The sequence below is a fragment of the Streptococcus infantis genome, assembly GCF_047460685.1.
GTDB lineage: Bacteria > Bacillota > Bacilli > Lactobacillales > Streptococcaceae > Streptococcus > Streptococcus infantis_AD.
In genome coordinates this window covers 107,594-126,593 of record NZ_JASHFS010000006.1, presented here as the reverse complement: position 1 = coordinate 126,593, position 19,000 = coordinate 107,594, and the positions used below count along the sequence as shown (strand labels likewise).

The window sequence follows — 19,000 nt, the reverse complement described above, 5'->3', positions numbered from 1 at the left end:
GGATTGGCTTGCACTGGTTGACGCTGACTGGCTAGCTGACGTGCTTGCTGATTGGCTCGCACTTGTCGATGCTGACTCAGACGCTGATGTGCTTGCTGATTGGCTCGCACTTGTCGATGCTGACTGGCTAGCTGACGTGCTTGCTGATTGGCTCGCACTTGTCGATGCCGACTCAGAAGCCGATGTGCTTGCTGATGCTGACGCGCTTGTTGACGCTGATTCAGAAGCCGATGTACTTGCTGACTGACTAGCACTTGTACTTGCTGATTGACTGGCGCTTGTTGAAGCACTTTGGCTTGCTGACGTGCTTGCTGATTGGCTCGCACTTGTCGATGCGGACTGACTAGCTGATGTGCTGGCTGACTGACTTGCACTGGTTGATGCTGATTCAGATGCCGATGTACTTGCTGATTGGCTTGCACTGGTTGACGCTGACTCAGAAGCCGATGTGCTTGCTGATTGACTTGCGCTTGTTGAAGCACTTTGGCTTGCAGACGTGCTTGCTGATTGGCTCGCACTGGTTGACGCTGATTCAGAGGCCGATGTGCTTGCTGATTGACTGGCGCTTGTCGATGCGGACTCAGACGCTGACGTGCTGGCTGATTGGCTCGCACTTGTCGATGCTGACTCAGACGCTGATGTGCTTGCTGATTGGCTCGCACTTGTCGATGCTGACTGGCTAGCTGACGTGCTTGCTGATTGGCTCGCACTTGTCGATGCCGACTCAGAAGCCGATGTGCTTGCTGATGCTGACGCGCTTGTTGACGCTGATTCAGAAGCCGATGTACTTGCTGACTGACTAGCACTTGTACTTGCTGATTGACTGGCGCTTGTTGAAGCACTTTGGCTTGCTGACGTGCTTGCTGATTGGCTCGCACTTGTCGATGCGGACTGACTAGCTGATGTGCTTGCTGACTGACTTGCACTGGTTGATGCTGATTCAGATGCCGATGTACTTGCTGATTGGCTTGCACTGGTTGACGCTGACTCAGAAGCCGATGTGCTTGCTGATTGACTTGCGCTTGTTGAAGCACTTTGGCTTGCAGACGTGCTGGCTGATTGGCTCGCACTGGTTGACGCTGATTCAGAGGCCGATGTGCTTGCTGATTGACTGGCGCTTGTCGATGCGGACTCAGACGCTGACGTGCTGGCTGATTGGCTTGCACTGGTTGATGCTGACTGGCTAGCCGACGTGCTGGCTGATTGGCTCGCACTGGTTGACGCTGATTCAGAGGCCGATGTGCTGGCTGATTGGCTTGCACTGGTTGATGCTGACGTACTTGCCGACGTACTTGCGCTAGTCATTGCACTTACTGATGCGCTGGTTGAAGCTGACACTGATGCACTTGTTGATGCTGACTCAGAACGATATTTCTTGTCTGAAACAGTTTCATCTTGACTATAAACCGTTGGTGCATATGGTTGATTACCAGATGTTACTTTAGCATTATCTTTATAATAAACTGTTGCAACACCGCTGTCACTTACATCGATGCTAGAAATACGATCACGACCGTTCGGAGTCACTTTATCGTGAGCTTTTCTGATTTCTTCGCGAACTTTGTCCTTATCAGATTCTGATAAATGATTTTTATCCTTGACTTCAGTCAAGTCAATCGCAGGTTTATTAAACAAGTTCTGCAACTGATCTTGTTGAATTCGAATTTCTCCGACGTCAACAGTGTTTCCACTTGGATCTGTAGCATTGAGCCAACGTCCCCAGGTATTTCCTGATCTCCAAGCAAGGTCTTTGTTAGTAACCGCATTAATGGTGAAGGTAGTTTGGTCATCATTTGTTAAGGTATTGATAATATTTGTGATAGGACCAGTTCCCCATTCAGGTCTGTTTTCAAAGAAGTCCGTCAAATCTTTTCGATTACCAGAAACCTTCAAAGTTTTTAATTTACCACTATTATCTTTACCTGTATAGGTAATCTGGATAGTATCTCCTGCATAGAACAAATAGCGACCATTGCTATCTTTCTTAGGTTCCTGACCATTTACAGTAACAGTATAGGTAATTGTTGGATTCACACGTTCAGGAGTAATCTTACTTGTCGTTACTTCTGAATCGAGACCAGCAACTGTAGATTTAGCTGTTACAACACCTGTCGGAAGAAGACCGTTATTGCCATCATAAGCATCCTGCAATTCTGTCGGATCAAATGTGACGCTTGTTTCATTATCTTTAGCTCTCTTCTCGAACGTATGACCTGCCAAAGTCAAGGTTACAAGAGCTCCTGGTGTTACATTTGTAACAACGATCGAACGATTTGGCAAGCCACCAGTTTCATTAGTAGAAGCAACTGAGATAACTGGTGCCTGTGGAATTACCTTAATAGTCACATCGTTCGTTGTGCCATCTTTGTAGGTAATCGTTACAGTACCATCGGTAGCAATACTATAATCGCTAATGCGGTTGGCTACCTGAGGATTTGCAGTTTTCACTGCATCAAGAATCTTGGTGCGTTCATCATCGGTCAACGCATTTGGATTGGCAACTGCAATGGCGTTAGTAGGTTGAGCTCCTGGGAATTTTTCATTCAATTTTCCTTGTGCAACTACAGCCGTTACTCTACCCGTATTATCTGATAAGTCTGTAGCATTAGTTCCACGAGTCCATTTATTTCCATCTTTATATTGGACATTTTCTCCGTAAGTAGCAGTGTACTCTAATACTTTTGGATTTGTTGCTGAAGCTTCAGTAGTGGTGTCCTTAATGCCTGGCGCTGCATCATCTGAAGAATAACCATCTTGGAAAATACGACTGATATCTGAAGTACCATCGTTTAATTTCAGAGTTTTAATCTTACCACTATTATCTTTAGCAGTTAAAACAACTTTAATCTTGTCGCCTGCGAATACTTCGTAACCACTGACTCCTGGACGAACATTATTCTTAATCGATTGTTTTTCCCATAGGCCCGTCTTGTCGTTCTTAATATAAAGTTCAAAAGTTACTTCAGGTGCTACAGTTTCCTTGGTAATAGTTTTAGTCGTTGTAGCTGATTCCAAGGTTTCATTTACACTAGTACCAGGATTTTGGAAAACCTTACTTTGTTTAACAGTTACGTCACCTGTTGGAAGGAGACCGTTGTTTCCATCATAGGCAGCCTTCAAATCTGTCGCAGTAAAGGTTACACTTGTGTCATTATTCCCCGCTGTCTTAGGGAATGTATGTCCGTTTAATGTCAGGGTAACAAGTGCACCCGGCGTCACATTGGTGACTGTAATTCCTTTATTTGGAAGACCACCTGTGTTAGTAACCTGATTATCTGCGATTTGTGGTGCTTGTGGATTGACCTTGAAGATAACTGGAACAGATGTGCTGTTTCTTGCTGCATCAGTAGAACCTTGCGGTAAGGTCACTCTTACTTTTCTTGTGTAGAATCCTGGATTAGCAACCATGGCGTCGTCAGGAGTTTGTTCCCAACTGAATGTTGTACCTGCAGGTATCGCAACTCCAGCATCAGAATTCTTAATAGCATTACTTGGATTGGCAATAATATCCGCTAATGAAGCCTTATCACCAACTGTAGTAACATACTCTTGTTTTGCTACCGGATCAACTACAGTATAGTCAAAGCTAGTTTCACTTGTTAGGGCTGCATTGCTAGATGATACAGTACCAAAACGTCCATTTGGATAGGTAGCTCTTACTGTGTAAGTTGTACGGTGCGACACAGGATTAGTTCCTGTTGTATGCCATACGCTACTAAATTCAGGTGAGCCAGCTTGTTTACTCAATGTGGCACTTGGATTGTTATTCAGGCGATATTCATAAGAGAATGTAGTACCTGATGGAAGGTCACTACTATTGATATAGAGGTTTGAATAGCCACCAATATTATTGGCATAGCTTCCTCCAACAGTTCTATCACTACCTGGAACTGCTTTAAAGGCATAAAATTGACCTTTCACACCATTGTTTGTTTTGGTTTCAACTTTCGGATAGACCGTATAGTTGATGGTTACATCCGTTGCCGAATTATCAGAATAGGTAACACGTGCTAGAGCTGATTGAGCCCCAGTTGCACTAGTAGAGATTGGCGTTACCCAAGAAATGCTATGTCCAGTGACAGCTGGTGTTGAACTATCAACAGGATCAACAGTGACAAAGTTATTTACATTAGCAAGATCTGTCGCAGCTTCCCCTTGCAAAGTATAAACAGTTGGAACTTTAGTTGTAGCATTATAAAGTTCATTTTGTTTGAGTTTATGGAAGGCATAGGTAATACCTTGTTTTCCTTCAAGAACTCTGACAGTATTGCCCGATACGTATCCTTTGGCTGTTGCAACGTTAGTTGCCTTCAACTGATAACCATCAATGTTCAAATATTGTGAAAGATCTACAGTTGTTCCTGGAAGTTGTTGGATAAACACCTCATCCTTACCAGGGATTTCCTCTCCAGTATCTGCATCGATGAAATGAACTGTAACATAGGCACCACGCGCAGAGTATTCAAATTTTTCTAGTCTAAATTGTTGCAAGTTGGTTCCAGAGCCTGTCGAAGCGAAGAGGGCCAAGGCTAGTTCTTCAGGGTTACCAGCGTTATCCAACAAACTTCTCCTTGTATTCTCAAGTCTGAGAGAATTTGTATTAACTGGACGGCCATCTACAAACATATCTCTTGTAGTCGCAATTGTATCTGATTGCAGATTCATAGACCAGGTTTGACCATCATTATAGGTAACAGTCATCACTTTGGTCGTTCCATTGTAGGAAACCTGGTAGTCTCTGAAAGTATTATTCGTTGGATTTTGAGCCAATTTTGAAAATGTACGTATTACTGGATAGACAGTTCCTTGGGCATTTCTGTTGTTACCATTATAGTTATAGGTAAAGCCACCAAAGGCACCGCCACCTGACACGGACCCTGGATCGGCAGATGCTTTATTTACAGCTTCTGGTGCACCCGTATTATGCCATGTATCAAGTTTAAATCCAAAAGAACCTTTAAGATTATCTCCCCCCATACCAAGAGAGGCACCTGAACCATTACCGTTAGCATTTCCGATGACACCAGGTTCAGCAGTTGAAAACACTGTAGCAATCCCATCACCACCATAGTGACCATTAGTATACCCTTCATAGGCATTACCAAGATTGATCTTACCTGTCAAAGTAAAGCTTTCAGTCATATCAATCTTAGTTTTCAAGGTATAGGAACCAGCTTGCCCACTTGTGTTCTGTGTTAAGGTTACTGTACCACCACTTAGATTTGCAGTCCCTGATGTTTTAAAGTAGTTTGCTTGGTTTTTATTGGTAACAATTAGTTTGGCTTTAGAATCATAGCTTGCATTTCCTAAAGAAGCATTTGTATTAAATGGAATACGAAAATCATTTGAAGAAGTCAAAGCTTGACCATTACGGTAGTCACGCGCTCCAGAACTTGCTCGAAGAACTGTGTTGACCACACTATTACGTGTTCTAGTAGCCTCAGAGATAAGAGTATTAAGGTCAGCGTTAGGATCGGTCAAAGCATTTTGAATAGTTTCAATCGTAGCTTTCCCTTTTAGAAGAGCACTTTCAGCACCCTCACGATTTCCCAGACGACCGAGATAGGTTCCAATCTCATCTGAAAGACTCTTGAGTTTTTTCTCTTGCTCTGCTCGTTTTTTGTCAGTTTCAGTCGCAGTTACTAACCCTGTCGCTGCTGTTGTTAACATATCAGCAGTGTTGCCATTGACTTTATCAGAAACACCTGCGCTTGCTGAAGCAGTATTCAAGTTAGCTGGAGTTGACTTATAGGTAATTGTAGCACCATCTTTATCCGCTACTACTTCTTCTACCTTAGAAGTTTCACCAGTAGAACCCTTACTTGTTGAGTTTGTGACTACAGAACTAGTAGAACTCGTTTCTGAGAGGCTTTCTGATCTTGTAAGTGACTCAGAGCTACTGAGTGAAGTTGAAGTAGATGCTGAAGTTGAGGTAGACTCTGATGCAGATGTACTTGCAGACACTGATGAAGACAAGGACTCTGATAATGATTGACTTTCAGAGACTGAAACACTCTCGCTAATAGACTGAGAAGTCACATCTGAAGCCGGAGCTTCTTGATTTTCTTTCCCTACTGTTCCTAGAACAACTTTATCTGCAGTGACAAGTGTATCCTCTGTTTCGATAACTTTTTCAACTGCAGTTTGTTCATTGGCATGGACTTGAGTTTGAACAACAGCCCCACCACCGATAACTGAACCAGCTGCTACTATTCCCTTAAGAACATCGATTCCTGTCAATGGTGTGGAAGAACGCTCTTCAACAACTTCTGTTGACACTTGAGCAGTATCGACTCCACCACGAATGACTTTAAACAAGCCAAAAAGGGAAGTAGAGGCACGTAACCAGTGCTTACCAGACTTGATTAACTTAAATCTTGTAACACGGTCTGTCTCTCTAAATTGACCTTCATTTCTTTTAAAAAACATGTTAATACCTTCCGTTTTTCTATCAATTTTAAAAATTGATGCTGTTTCCTACTTTACCACTTTTTAATGATAATTTCTAGCAATGATAACCGTTAATTACTTAAAAAATACTGATTTACACAGTTCAAAAAAGATCTCCAATACGTCAACTAGGATATTTATATAATAACCAACACTTTCCTCTTTCTCATGAAACTTATTCGCGGTCTTAATTATAGGAAATATTTCTTAAAACTCGTTTTAGATAGATTTTATAATTTCTATAACTTGGTATAAAAAGAACATATCATTTATTCATTCTATAATCCAAAAATACGATGATGTTCACAAGTTGATATTTCAAATTTCCTCTATGGTGAAATGAAATAAAATCTGGACAAATTGATTAGGGGAGTCAAATCAATTTCTAGCAATGTTTTAGAAGTCGAAATGAACTATTCTTTATTTAGCCTACTATAATAGTTATGATGATTCCCCAAACTTAAGCTAAAAATACAAATCATAACCACCCGTCTAACGGGTGGTTTGCACCAGGGCTATAAGCCCAAATTACCAGCCAGCGCCTAAAGACGCTGGCTTTCACGTTGTTCAAGCCTCATTGCTCTTGACTCGTCACTTGCCTCTTAAAGAGGCTTTAGTATTACTTACCACTATCCCTAAAGGGATCCTCATATTCTTTTACACTCAATTTATCTAGTGCTATATCATGCTTTACTCGTTCTCAAATTTTCATACTCGTGAAGAAATCATCCACTGGATAATTTCTTTAATCTTGAATATATTTCTTAATTGTGGCTTCATTAGGCCCTACTGTACTCACATAATAACCTTCCGCCCAGAAATGTCGATTTCCAAACTTGTACTTGAGGTTGGCGTGTTTGTCAAACATCATGAGTGCACTTTTACCCTTTAAATAACCCATGAAACTAGAAACACTTATCCTTGGTGGAATACTGACTAACATATGTACATGATCTGGCATCAAGTGTCCTTCGATAATTTCAACTCCTTTATAGCTACACAAACGATGAAATATTTCACCTAAACTACTCCGATATTGATTATAGATGACTTTTCGTCTATACTTAGGGGTGAACACAATGTGATACTTACAGTGCCACTTTGTGTGTAATAAACTATGAGACTTTTGTACCATGATTTTCTCCTTTCGCTTTACAATTGGCTTGAACACCTTTATTGTATCGCGTTTGGAGTTTTTTTGGTATAACCTTCGACGCGCACCCGCATAGCGGGTGGTTTTTTTGTCTCGCACCTAACGGAGCGAGACGGACTAATAGTCACATAATAAAAAAGAGTTTGAGAAAATCCCAAACTCTACTATTTTTTGATTTTATTTTCTAGCTATCTTTTCATCTTCTTCTAGTTGCTTAACCAATTGATCAACGCTATCAAATTTTACCATATCACGGATACGGTCCAACCAGGAAACGATGACAGTTTCCCCATAGATATCGTCGGAAAAATCAAAGATATGAACTTCAAAACGCTCTTCTTCGCCATCAAAGGTTTCATTTTTACCTAGACTCGCCATACCACGATAGACTTTTCTTTGGATTTCAACGTCAACGGCATAAACACCATCAGCTGGCATATATGTCCGATCCAAGTTGACTAGATTAGCTGTCGGGAAGCCAATAGTTCGACCACGCGCATTTCCATGAACCACTACACCTCTCGTTGGCAAAGGGAATCCCAGAAGTTTGCCTGCCTCTTTTACATCTCCTTCTAGAATGGCTTGGCGAATACGCGTTGAACTAATTTTCCCCTTTTCGTCCTCAACTGGTGGAACAACAACCACTTCACCATGGAAGAGTTCTTTTAAATCCTCAGCTGTTTTTCTATCTGAACCAAGAGTATAGTCAAAACCAACTACAATCGTATCTGCCTTTGCTTCCTTGACATAGGTATCAATGAATTCTTGGGCAGTCATATTTGCTACTCGACTAGTGAAATCCATCAAATACAAGCTCTCAACTCCAGCTCGCTTCAATCTACGTTCACGTTCACTAGCATTCAAAATATGCAATAAGTGTTCAGGTGAGTATTGATTCAGAGTTAGCTTTGGTGATTCGTTAAAAGTTACTAGAGCTACTCCCTGGCGCTTTTCAGCAGCAATGTTAGAAGCTATTTCAAATAATTTTTGATGGCCGAGGTGAACTCCATCAAAATAACCAAGTACAAGGACGTTTGGTCCTGGTGTTGCAATATCTTTTTCTGTTTTAATAGGTACTGTAATAATCATAGTATTTATTATACCAAAAAAATGGCGCTTTCAAAACAATTTAGACTGAATTCAGCACATAAAACTTAAAGTAAACCTTCTTTGACTTCTTTACGGAGTTGCTCTAGACTATCAATACCATATTTGTCCATGACTTTTGGCAGATTTTCGATAATATCTGGACAAGAATATGGGTTGGTAAAGTTTGCTGTTCCGACTCCGATAGCTGATGCACCAGCCAGATACATTTCTAAGGCAGCTTCAGCAGAATCCACTCCCCCTATACCAATGATTGGAAGCTTAGTTGTTTGAGCTACTTGACGGATTAGTTTTAGAGCTACAGGAAATACTGCAGGTCCAGACATGCCACCTATCCCATTTGCAATAATCGGCTTTCTTGTTTTGAGATCAAAACGCATTCCTACAAGGGTATTGATCATGGTGATTCCACTAGCTCCAGCATCTTCTGCAGCCTTAGCAATGGTTACGATGTCAGTAACACTTGGAGTCAATTTGACGTAAACGGGCACTTCTGATGCTTCTACCGCAGCCTTCACCACATCATAGGCCAACTCAGGATCTTGTCCAATTAAAAGTCCATGATTCCCATGATCAACGTTAGGACAAGAGATATTGAGCTCAATGGCTTTCACGTTAGTTGCCTTAGAAATTCCATGAGATACGGCCGCGTATTCTTGTTTTGAAAAGCCAGCAACATTGGCGATAATAGGGAGATTTGGGTATTCTCTTTCAAGCCAAGGTAATTTTTCAGAGAGAACGACTTCTAAACCAGGATTTTGTAAACCAATGGCGTTTAGCATACCTGCTGGTGTTTCTGCAACCCTTGGAGTTGGATTTCCAAACCTGGGTTCTAGGGTAGTCGCCTTAATCATGATAGAGCCTAAAAGGTCTAAATCATAGTATTTGGCATATTCTTGACCAAAGCCAAAACAGCCTGAAGCAGGAATGATAGGATTCTTTAATTCTAAGCCTGGTAGAGAAACTTGTAATCGATTTGTAGTCATGACACTCTCCTTATAAAACAACTGTGCCTGTTTTAAATACAGGGCCATCTTCACACACACGTTGACTAACTGTTTCACTATCAGGCACTTTCAAGACGCAAGCGTAGCAAGCTCCCATGCCACAGGCCATACGGGATTCTAGGGATAGGTAAGCTCTTGGATGGTCGTAAAATGTTTGATTAATGTATTTCATCATACCTGGCGCACCGCATGAGTAGATTGCATCAAATTCTGTGTCAAATTCATTAATCACTACCGATACATTTCCTTTAATACCATAAGATCCATCATCAGTCGTTACAAAGACCTGACTAAATATGGATAATTCATCTTCCAAAATAACAGCATCTTTAGTAGCGAATCCTAGAACTGTTGTGACATCTACACCACGTTCATCTAATTGTTTAGCTACTTCAAGTAAAGGGGGCACACCAATTCCTCCACCGACTAGGAGAACATGACTCTGCTTATCTAAATCAGATAAGTCAAAGCCATTTCCTTGAGGTCCCATAACATCTAAACTATCACCTGGTTTCAAAGTTGAAAAAATTGCTGTACCAGAACCTTCGATACGATAAATAAGATGGCATTGTTTTTTAGCCTTATCTATAGACGAGATTGAAATCGGACGACGCAAGAGATGGGCATCATCAGGTACACGCAAATGTAGAAATTGTCCAGCTTTCATAGCTTCAACCATTTCTCCTTGAAGTACTAGTTCAAAGATTGCTGGTGCGATTTCCTTTTGAGACACTACTTTCATGGTTTCCAAGCGAATAGCACCCATGCGTTTTTTACAATTTGGATTCATACCGTTTCCTCCTTAAATTTTAAGGGGTTCAGAAAAAGAAAAACCTTGCAATCGCAAGGTTTCAGTAAGATACTTACAGAAAAGAATCAAATAAACTGTGTTTATTCGAAGTTTGTGTAATCTATTTTCTATCTGACACCTTGTGAGCCTCTCTGGACTTCCCTTAAAGGTTAAATTTTTACTAGTATACTGTATCAACCCTAAAAAGTCAAGCAAAAATAGGTACGGTGTCTGACGTATTTTAGTTTACTTATTTTTGTGAAGAGAGAATCTTCTCCAATTTTTGATAATCTTTGACACTATCAATTTCATAGATAGAGTTTTCTTCCAATTCCTCTACGTAAACATCTAGTTCTTTGATATTATCTTTAACCATGTTATCCCAGTAGAGATCTACAAATTCCCCACTTGCATAGGCTTTGTCGATAAACCCAACAATTTTCTCAGCTGTTGGAGCGTCCCAGAATGAAACTCCACTCAGGATGCGACCATTCTTACTATCGACGATGATATCTTGAACTTTGTAATCTTCTCCGTAAACTAGGAACCACTCATTATCACAGTCTTCACGATAAACGCTGAAGTATGTTGAACGCTCGATGTCATTGCGGAACATATTTTTGAAAAGATAGTTATCCGCATCGATAACGTAGCTGTTAGCCAACTCTTCTTTTACCAAGTAAAGAGAGTAAAAGTTGTTGTAATCAGCATACTTATCGTTGAAGATCAAACGAACACCGTACTTTTCTTTAAGATAGTCGAACTGTTCTTTCAAATAACCTACAACGATGATAATATCATCGATTCCACGCTCTTTTAAAAATTCAATTTGATATTCAACCAAAGGTTTTTGGTTAACTTGAACCAAAGCTTTGGGTGTATTTTCTGTCATGGGTCTCAAACGAGTTCCCAATCCGGCTGCTAAAATAATCGCTTTCACGCGTTTTCTCCTTTATTCTTTAATAATAATATAAACACCAGCCATTACGATAAGGGAAGTAATAATGGTCAGTAAATTAAGGGGCGAGCCCAAGAAAATAGCTGCAAACAAAACAGTCCATACTACATAACTCACATTTAGACCAGTAGCTTTTGCCGGCTGCAATCGATTAATAGCCATATAATAGGCTAGATAAGAAATCATATTTGATGCTGCAAAGATAATCAAAAGACCCAACAATTGACCATTTGCTACTTCCGCAAATGAATGATGCGAGAAGAGAACAATGACAAGGTAGGACAAGAAAGATGTGACTTGTCGTATCAAGAGTGCTTCGAGTTCACTGAGTTCACTTTCCATAGCGAATGAGCTCAGAACACTTTCACTTCCCCAAGCAAGCGCACAAATCAAGGCACAGAGTATTCCGATATAGAAGGAATTCACTTGTTCAACCTTGTAGGTCTGAGCAATAATGCCTGCTATGATTAACAAAATACCAAATACTGTATTCTTAGAAATCTTATGCTTTAAGAAAAAGAAAGCGAGAATGACAGATACTGCAGGATAAATAGCTGAAACTGAGGATGCTAATGAACTACCGATATATTTGACCGCATAGAGATTGGCTTGCATCCCAATCGGCCCAGCTAAAAGTGCTCCAATAATGACACTGACATTTCGAATGTTCAAGAAGATTGAAATACGTACTTTACCTTCTTTAAATAAAAGATATCCTAGCAAGATAAAAATACTCAGAAAATCGTGTGCTGCTGCTACTACAAAAGGTGATAGGTCAGTAAATATAGAGAAGATATAGGCACTAATGGTTAAGCCTAATCCCCAGAAGACACCTGAAAGTAGACCAAAAGAAACTCCGTTTTTAGTCTTCATCAGAACCTCCCATAGAATCCAACTCTTTCACAGCTCTATTGTAACGAGAGATTCCATAATCTCCGAAATCTGCACCATTTTCTTCTTTGTAAATAGTCCAAAGACTCCAAATGATGTCCTGCAAGATTTTGTAGATACGAATTTTTTCTCTAGAAACTGAAGTCTTGTCACTCTCATAATAACTGAGAAAATCTTCTTCCTCTGCACTAGTAAACTCTGATTCTAGGAAGAGGGCTGCCAAATCCCACATAGGATCATTCATAGAAGAATATTCCCAATCAATCAGATAAAGGTGACCATCTGGTCCTTCTATGAAATTTTCTGGTACTAAATCAATGTGACATGATTTCTTATCAATACCGATTTGTTCAAGCTCTTCTTTCAGAGAAAACACAGACTTTCTGACAGTTTCATAGTTTGGATAGGAAATCTCCCCTTGAATCAAGGTTTCATATTTTTTGATTTCCTCAAAAGGAGCAAACTCTCCTTTTAATTCCTTACCCGAAGCATGAACCGTTTGTAAAATAGACGCAATCTTTTCAAACTTAGTCTTGATAGTAGTGGAATTAAGAGTATTCGCAGATTTAATGTACTGATTAACCTTGATACCTGCTTCAATATCGAAAAGATAATTTTCTACATCAAGTTTTAAATCTTTTAACAAGTCCAGATTAAATTTCTCATTTTGACGGTTAATCAATTTATCTGTGCCTTTTCCGAAAAACTTAACGATATACTGATTTGAGGTTGTCTTAACCAAATAGTTTTGATTAGTCATTCCTCCTAGTTGTTCAACACTTATAATATCCTCATTAGTTGATAGTAAAGATGTCAGTTTTTCCTTAATAATCTTTTCCACGCTCATCCTCCATTAGACTTCCCACTTAAAGACTGTCTTAAAGGCAGTATTTAGGTCAGTTGCAAAAACTCGGTGAATATCTTTGATCTCTCTTACTGGTTCTTCTAAATAAATAATATTTTTCAAACGATTGGCAAATCTCTTAATCTCCATCATTTGGATAGCTTTTTCGAAGTCAACACGTCCTGAACGCGAAGAACCTACTAGTAACAAACCTTTTTCCAAGGAATCTCGAGTATTGATGTTGACCTTGTACTCACTAACTCCCATCATCAGAATAGTACCTTGTGGTTTGATGTAACGGATGAGATCATTGATAGCAGGTCCGCATCCATCACCACCACAACATTCGAAACCATGATCAAAACTAAGATCTTCTGGGATGCTATCCGTAATGTAAAGCTCCTTAGCAAAAGAGAAGAGTTCTAATTTCTCCCAATGACGACCAATAACAATAATCTCAGCTTCAGGCAAGGTATAGTTGATAATATTAGCCATGACAAAAGCTAGACTACCATCTCCAATAACTGCAATACGCTGACGTCTGCTGTGAGATACCGTCATAAAACGATTCATAGCATGCATGCCAACACTGACAAACTCAGTAATGGCGGCAACTGTGTCTTCGATATCTTCGTAAGCTACCACACGATCCTTAGGCAGAGAAACGAATTCTCGCATAAAGCCATCATAACCACTCGACAAGAAATAAGTTCCTGCCATATAGTTTTCATAGAATTCCTCATCACTCTGCATAGGTGGTTGGTTGGGAATCATGACAACCTTCTGGCCAACTTTGTAGGTACCTGTGGGATCAGAAATAACAGTTCCACAAGACTCATGAATCATAGCCATTGGAAGTTTCTTTGATAAAATTTTTGGATCACGTTTTCCTTGATAGTAACGTTGATCCGCATGACAAACCGCCATAAAGTTTGGTCGAATAAGGATATGATTCTCTTGATCAATCTCTTCTTCTTGGTATTTGATATTGATAAATTTGGGTTTTGTCAGTTGATAAATTTGATTAATCATGTCTCTAGTCTTTCTCAATCATGCTTTTAGCAATCTTCAAGTCTGTAACTGTTGTGATTTTTAGATTTGAGTATTCACCCTTAGCCAAGGCTACATCTTTACCCTTAATGACAAAGATTTTACATGCATCTGTCAAAATTTCTTTTTCTTCTGCTGATAAAGAACCATACAAATCAATAAAGTCTTTACAACGGAAGGTTTGAGGAGTCTGTCCTTGGTATAGATGAGCGCGATTTGGAATATCTGTGATGAACTGACCATTTGTACTTTCAACAATGGTATCCACAGCTTCAACCACGGTATCAACAGCATCATGGTTTTTAGCGAGTTCAATATTATCTTGAATCATTCGAAGAGTGATGAAAGGACGAACTGAATCATGCGTCACCACAATATCATCTGCGGTCAGTGGACGGTGAGCATCAATAGCTTCAATAATTTTTTCAATACTAGAATTACGATCCGCACCACCTTTTGTGATGATTATACGGTCCTTGTGGAGTGGTAGGAATTTTTCAACTAAATCTTCTGCGTGTGTAACCCAGTCACCATGAACTCCAACTACAATCTTTTCAATACTTGGTTCCAAAACAAATTTTTCAATAGTATGAATCAAGATTGGGCGATCTCCCAACTCAAGAAATTGTTTAGGTAAATTACTAATCCCCATGCGCGTGCCAGTTCCACCTGCTAAAATTCCAGCGTAGATCATTTTAATACTCCTTTAGTCTGTTCTAAAAAACTCATTCTTTACCATTATATCACAACCTAGCCTTTTATCGAAATAAATACTAGAATTCTCTAGTCAGAAAGAGCCTAGGCATACCTTTAGGAAAAGTAGCTTGAATGATAAAAAGTAGGTTTTCAATTCCATCTTTCCATTAATATAGAGTTCTTCAGAATATCATAGAAAACTTAAATAAACCTTAAACTAAATAAAAAAGTTGAGATTGTAGCTAGAGATAATTCCAAGCTAACAATTCTCAACTCTATTCAATAGTTATTCATTTATTTTTCTTCTTGCTCGCCGATGCCCTTAACGGCTTTTTTAAACTCAGCAAGCATTTTTCCTACTGATTCGCCTAGCTCTGGTAAGCGTTTTGGTCCAAAAATCAACAGTGCGCCAAGGACAATGACGATCAAGCCTGGTGCACCAATATCACGTAAGATTCCCATTTTTTTCTCCTTTCCTTTTTCTCTTAAAAATCCATTTACTAATAGCGATACTAACCTCATATAAAAGGATTAGGGGAACAGTCATCGCTAAATCACTAATAAAATCGGCCGGCGTCAATATAACAGCCAATACCAATAAAATGAAGTAGGCATGACGTCTATAAGCAACGAGTAGTCCAGGCCCAATTAAATCAATTGAGGTTAAAAAAGCAATGATAACTGGCAATTCAAAGATAAATGCTAGTGGTACAGTAGTTTGAAAGACAAAAGCTAGATAATTTTGTGCTGTTAACTGCGTCTCAAATAAGTTTTCACCCAGTCCTAGCAAGACCTGAAGTAAAGCTGGTGTTACAAAATAAAATCCAAAGGCTAATCCTAAGATAAAACAAAGGAAAGTTGCAGGGATATAAGCAAAAATCGCCCCTGCTTCTTCAGTTTTAAGGGCTGGTCGAACAAAACTCCAGACTTGATAGACCGTAAAAGGTAAGGTAAGGCTAAAGGCCATCAAACTTGCCAAACGAAGATAAATCCATAAAATATCATTAGGTCCTAAGACGATCAACTTCTGACTAAAGCCTTGTGTGATAAATTGATAAACCTGATCGGCAAATAATAGTGAAACGCAGAAAACCAGAAAGAAGCAAACAACTACTGCTAGCAATCTCTTTCTAAATTCTACCAAATGTTCAATAATTGTCAATTCCTCTTGGTCCATTACTTTTCACCCTGTCTAATGGTAACAAGAACCACCACGAAAATAAAGAAAAACTGTCCTGCCAAACTTTCCCAACTAGGGTAAATTCCCAATATATCAATACTTGGTATTCCTGCGATCAGATGATTGGGGATCATATTTGTCAACTGTAGAGCATGAATGCTGACTCCCGTCATCTTAAAGGCTAAGGCATAAATCATCCAAGTCAGGATAAAGAAAACCTTATGAGGTAGGAAAAATTTACTGGCCTTGTTCATCACAAAGGCAATCACGACTAAAACTAAGAGGGCCAGAGAAATTCCTAGGACAAAATCAAAACTAGAAATCCTTGGCAGAATACCCACATAGAATAAAATCGTCTCAGCACCTTCACGGAATACGGCTAGAAAACTTAAAGCGAACATAGAAAGGAAAGATCCTGTTTTCGTGACAGTTTGCATCTGCGATTCCATAAAAGCATTCCATTTTTTAACAGAGGATTTGCTATGAAGCCAAATACCGATTAAAATCATCATGATAACCGCAAAAATCCCGACTGCACCTTCGATGATTTCACGGTTAGTTCCTGAGGTGACTGCTGGAAAGGCAATCTGTAGGATATAGGCAATTAAAAGACTGGCCACTATTCCCGCAAATGCACCACCATAGACCCACTTGAGGCCCTGTCTCATCTTAGCAGCTTTCAAAGTTGTCACAAGCGCCATAACAATCAAGAGGGCTTCTACACCTTCTCGGAGCAAGATGAGCATGGCGTCAAATGCATTATAGGAAGTGCTAGTATCAATTTGAGATAGCTCTGCAATCAAGCTAGAAAGCTTTTCTTGATATTCACTTTCCTTCCCCTTAACCATGATGACAGGACTTTCACTTTCAACCTTGGTATAAAGCGAAGGATTGGTTGTACTTACAGAACCCTCGATGGTGGGCCAAATAGTAATAAACTCCTTCATCGTCGCAGCTGCTTCGCTATCTTGACCAGCTTGATATTGAGCCAAGGCCTTTTTTAAAAGATCAATTCCATCCTTTAGGGTCAGATTCGAAGATGTCGTCGCAACTTCTGTACCTTCAATAAAGTTAGAAATGGCTGTCTTCAAATCATCAAAGGATGCCTGAATAGAATCAAAGTTCGTTGGTTCAGTCTCAATGCTACTACGCAGGAAGGAAATAGCTGTTTCCACTTGCCCATAATGAGCTGTACTATGGTCGCGAACCACTGCTTCATTGATGGTCCAGGTTGAATTCATTTTTTTATAGGCTTCTCTTACTGCTTCCAGATCTTGAGAAGCGATTGCCTTGTCTAAGGCTTCAAAACGAGATTCTAATCGTGAAACTAGTTTCTCTTTTTCTGCATCAAGGTCGACTGGATTTTGCTCTTTCTCAAATGTCAAAAGGGCTAAAGAAATCTGAGTTAACTGGTCTTCAGTAATATCACCAGTTAAGGCCAACTTTTCTTGAACTTGTCGCCCTGCTTCAGAGTCAGAATTCTCGACTTTCTCGAAATCTTTGGTCATTTCATCGATTAGTTTTCTAGCCTGATCTTGTTTACCTTCTTTAACAGCTTCAGTTGTATCAGTTATTTTCACAAAGTAGGGACTCAAATTTTCCTTAGCTCCTACCGGAAAAATCAATAGGAAGAAACAAGCAAATAGGAGGATAATACTTTTAGGATTCCAATAATTTCTGCCCAATGTAACCTCCCTTCTCTACTCCACCAAAGCAGGCAAAAAGACCACTACCTATATGGGTAACGTATTCATTCATTTTATCCGTAGCACCTAGATTGGTCTGAACTTTAACAAAGCTATCTGGATCCTTTTGGAAGGAGATAAAGAGCAAACCAGTGTCAAACTGACCAGTCTTTTCATCTATGCCATCAGAATAAGAATAAGAGCGACGCAGGAGAGGCTTATCCACTTCTTTAGCTAAGCGAACATGAGAATCGTCAGGAAGAAGACTCAAGTCCACCTCATCAAATTCGTTTTTCTTGCCAAAAGGAGCTCCACTTTCCTTATAGCGCCCAAAGGTATTTTCTTGTTCCTCGAGATTAGTTCGATCCCAAGTATCTAGAAACATCTGAATGCGTCGAACTGCCATGTAGGAACCATTTCCCATCCAATCCTTACTGTCAGCCCAAACAACCTGATCAAATTCTTTCTCAGTGGTAACATTAGCAGTTCCGTCTTTAAAACCAAAGAGATTCCGAGGAGTTTCCATTCGATTACCGATAGCTGCAAAACCAGATTGACTCCAACGAAGAGTAACGGCATTTCTACCCTTGCGAATAAGGTTGCGAACAGCATGAAAAGCAACTTGCTCATCATCAGCACAAGCTTGGATAACTATATCTCCTCCCGTGTACTTTTCTCGTAACTGTTCCTTTGGAAAAGGAGGCAAATCTCTAAAGAGTGTTGGACGTTTGTTCTCTAGTTTCATCTTTTCAAGGAAACTAGCCGAAACTCCAAAGGTCAGGGTTAATCGATGAGGATTAAGGCCAACTGTTTCTCCAGTATCACTTGGAGGCAGAAGGCTATTGTTACCATCTTTTTTAACCAATTCTCCTACTACAAGTTTGGCACTATAATCCGTCCAATCTTTAAATAACTGGATGATTTTCTCTTTGTCAGTTGTATGCAAATCTAAAACCACAAAATAAATGTTTTTCTGCATGACAGTTGTAATGCCAGCTTGGTGTTTGCCACAGAAGGCTATTTTTTCATCCCCGTACGAGATTTTCTCCTGACCATCAAGCTTAGGTGCGAAAAAAGCAGAAGCACCAGAGAGTCCAAGTGCGAGACCAGCCCCTCCGATACCTGCTTTTTTTAGAAATTCTCGACGGTCCATTTTTTGTTCAAAAAATTTTTCGCCTTTGTTTGTCAT

General features: G+C 39.9%; 13 protein-coding genes and 1 pseudogene. All 14 read right to left on the bottom strand.

Translation table 11 applies throughout. The features are described 5' to 3' along the window. Positions 1-6,429, bottom strand: a 6,429-nt coding sequence (locus tag QM917_RS04290; protein ID WP_414284997.1) for an accessory Sec-dependent serine-rich glycoprotein adhesin, incomplete at its 3' end; no start/stop codon positions are given. A 769-nt stretch (positions 6,430-7,198) separates the two neighbouring features. After that, positions 7,199-7,585, bottom strand: a pseudogene (tnpA, locus tag QM917_RS04285) (IS200/IS605 family transposase); the annotation flags it as partial. 195 nt (positions 7,586-7,780) lie between these two features. Further along, positions 7,781-8,692, bottom strand: coding sequence for a bifunctional riboflavin kinase/FAD synthetase (locus QM917_RS04280; protein WP_281334831.1), 912 nt, complete (start codon positions 8,690-8,692; stop codon positions 7,781-7,783). Between the two features lie 65 nt (positions 8,693-8,757). Continuing rightward, a complete protein-coding gene (locus tag QM917_RS04275) occupies positions 8,758-9,744 on the bottom strand; it encodes a dihydroorotate dehydrogenase (protein ID WP_083301286.1) in 987 nt (328 codons plus the stop codon). Further along, positions 9,707-10,507 (bottom strand): dihydroorotate dehydrogenase electron transfer subunit, encoded by an 801-nt coding sequence (locus tag QM917_RS04270; RefSeq protein WP_075231735.1) that lies wholly within the window; start codon positions 10,505-10,507, stop codon positions 9,707-9,709. The genes QM917_RS04275 and QM917_RS04270 overlap by 38 nt, the downstream gene beginning before the upstream one ends. Positions 10,508-10,757: 250 nt before the next feature. After that, positions 10,758-11,447, bottom strand: a complete 690-nt coding sequence (locus QM917_RS04265) for a sugar phosphate nucleotidyltransferase (protein WP_414284995.1) — start codon at positions 11,445-11,447, stop codon at positions 10,758-10,760. Between the two features lie 12 nt (positions 11,448-11,459). Further along, on the bottom strand, positions 11,460-12,338 hold the full coding sequence (locus tag QM917_RS04260) for a DMT family transporter (RefSeq protein WP_075231737.1): 879 nt from the start codon (positions 12,336-12,338) through the stop codon (positions 11,460-11,462). After that, positions 12,328-13,197 carry a phosphotransferase gene (locus QM917_RS04255; RefSeq protein ID WP_414284992.1) on the bottom strand — a complete coding sequence of 290 codons (870 nt, stop codon included), beginning with the start codon at positions 13,195-13,197 and terminating at the stop codon, positions 12,328-12,330. The genes QM917_RS04260 and QM917_RS04255 overlap by 11 nt, the downstream gene beginning before the upstream one ends. A gap of 12 nt (positions 13,198-13,209) precedes the next feature. After that, a complete protein-coding gene (locus QM917_RS04250; RefSeq protein ID WP_414284991.1) occupies positions 13,210-14,232 on the bottom strand; it encodes a ribitol-5-phosphate dehydrogenase in 1,023 nt (340 codons plus the stop codon). Positions 14,233-14,236: 4 nt separating this feature from the next. After that, on the bottom strand, positions 14,237-14,944 hold the full coding sequence (locus QM917_RS04245; RefSeq protein ID WP_414284989.1) for a 2-C-methyl-D-erythritol 4-phosphate cytidylyltransferase: 708 nt from the start codon (positions 14,942-14,944) through the stop codon (positions 14,237-14,239). A gap of 296 nt (positions 14,945-15,240) precedes the next feature. Continuing rightward, positions 15,241-15,408 carry a twin-arginine translocase TatA/TatE family subunit gene (locus QM917_RS04240; RefSeq protein ID WP_000512114.1) on the bottom strand — a complete coding sequence of 56 codons (168 nt, stop codon included), beginning with the start codon at positions 15,406-15,408 and terminating at the stop codon, positions 15,241-15,243. Beyond that, a complete protein-coding gene (gene tatC, locus QM917_RS04235) occupies positions 15,392-16,123 on the bottom strand; it encodes a twin-arginine translocase subunit TatC (protein WP_414275996.1) in 732 nt (243 codons plus the stop codon). The genes QM917_RS04240 and tatC overlap by 17 nt, the downstream gene beginning before the upstream one ends. Continuing rightward, positions 16,123-17,811, bottom strand: a complete 1,689-nt coding sequence (locus tag QM917_RS04230; RefSeq protein ID WP_414275995.1) for an FTR1 family iron permease — start codon at positions 17,809-17,811, stop codon at positions 16,123-16,125. The genes tatC and QM917_RS04230 overlap by 1 nt, the downstream gene beginning before the upstream one ends. After that, the gene (gene efeB, locus QM917_RS04225) at positions 17,786-19,000 is read right to left on the bottom strand and encodes an iron uptake transporter deferrochelatase/peroxidase subunit (protein WP_414284987.1); all 1,215 of its coding nucleotides are present in this window, start codon (positions 18,998-19,000) and stop codon (positions 17,786-17,788) included. The genes QM917_RS04230 and efeB overlap by 26 nt, the downstream gene beginning before the upstream one ends.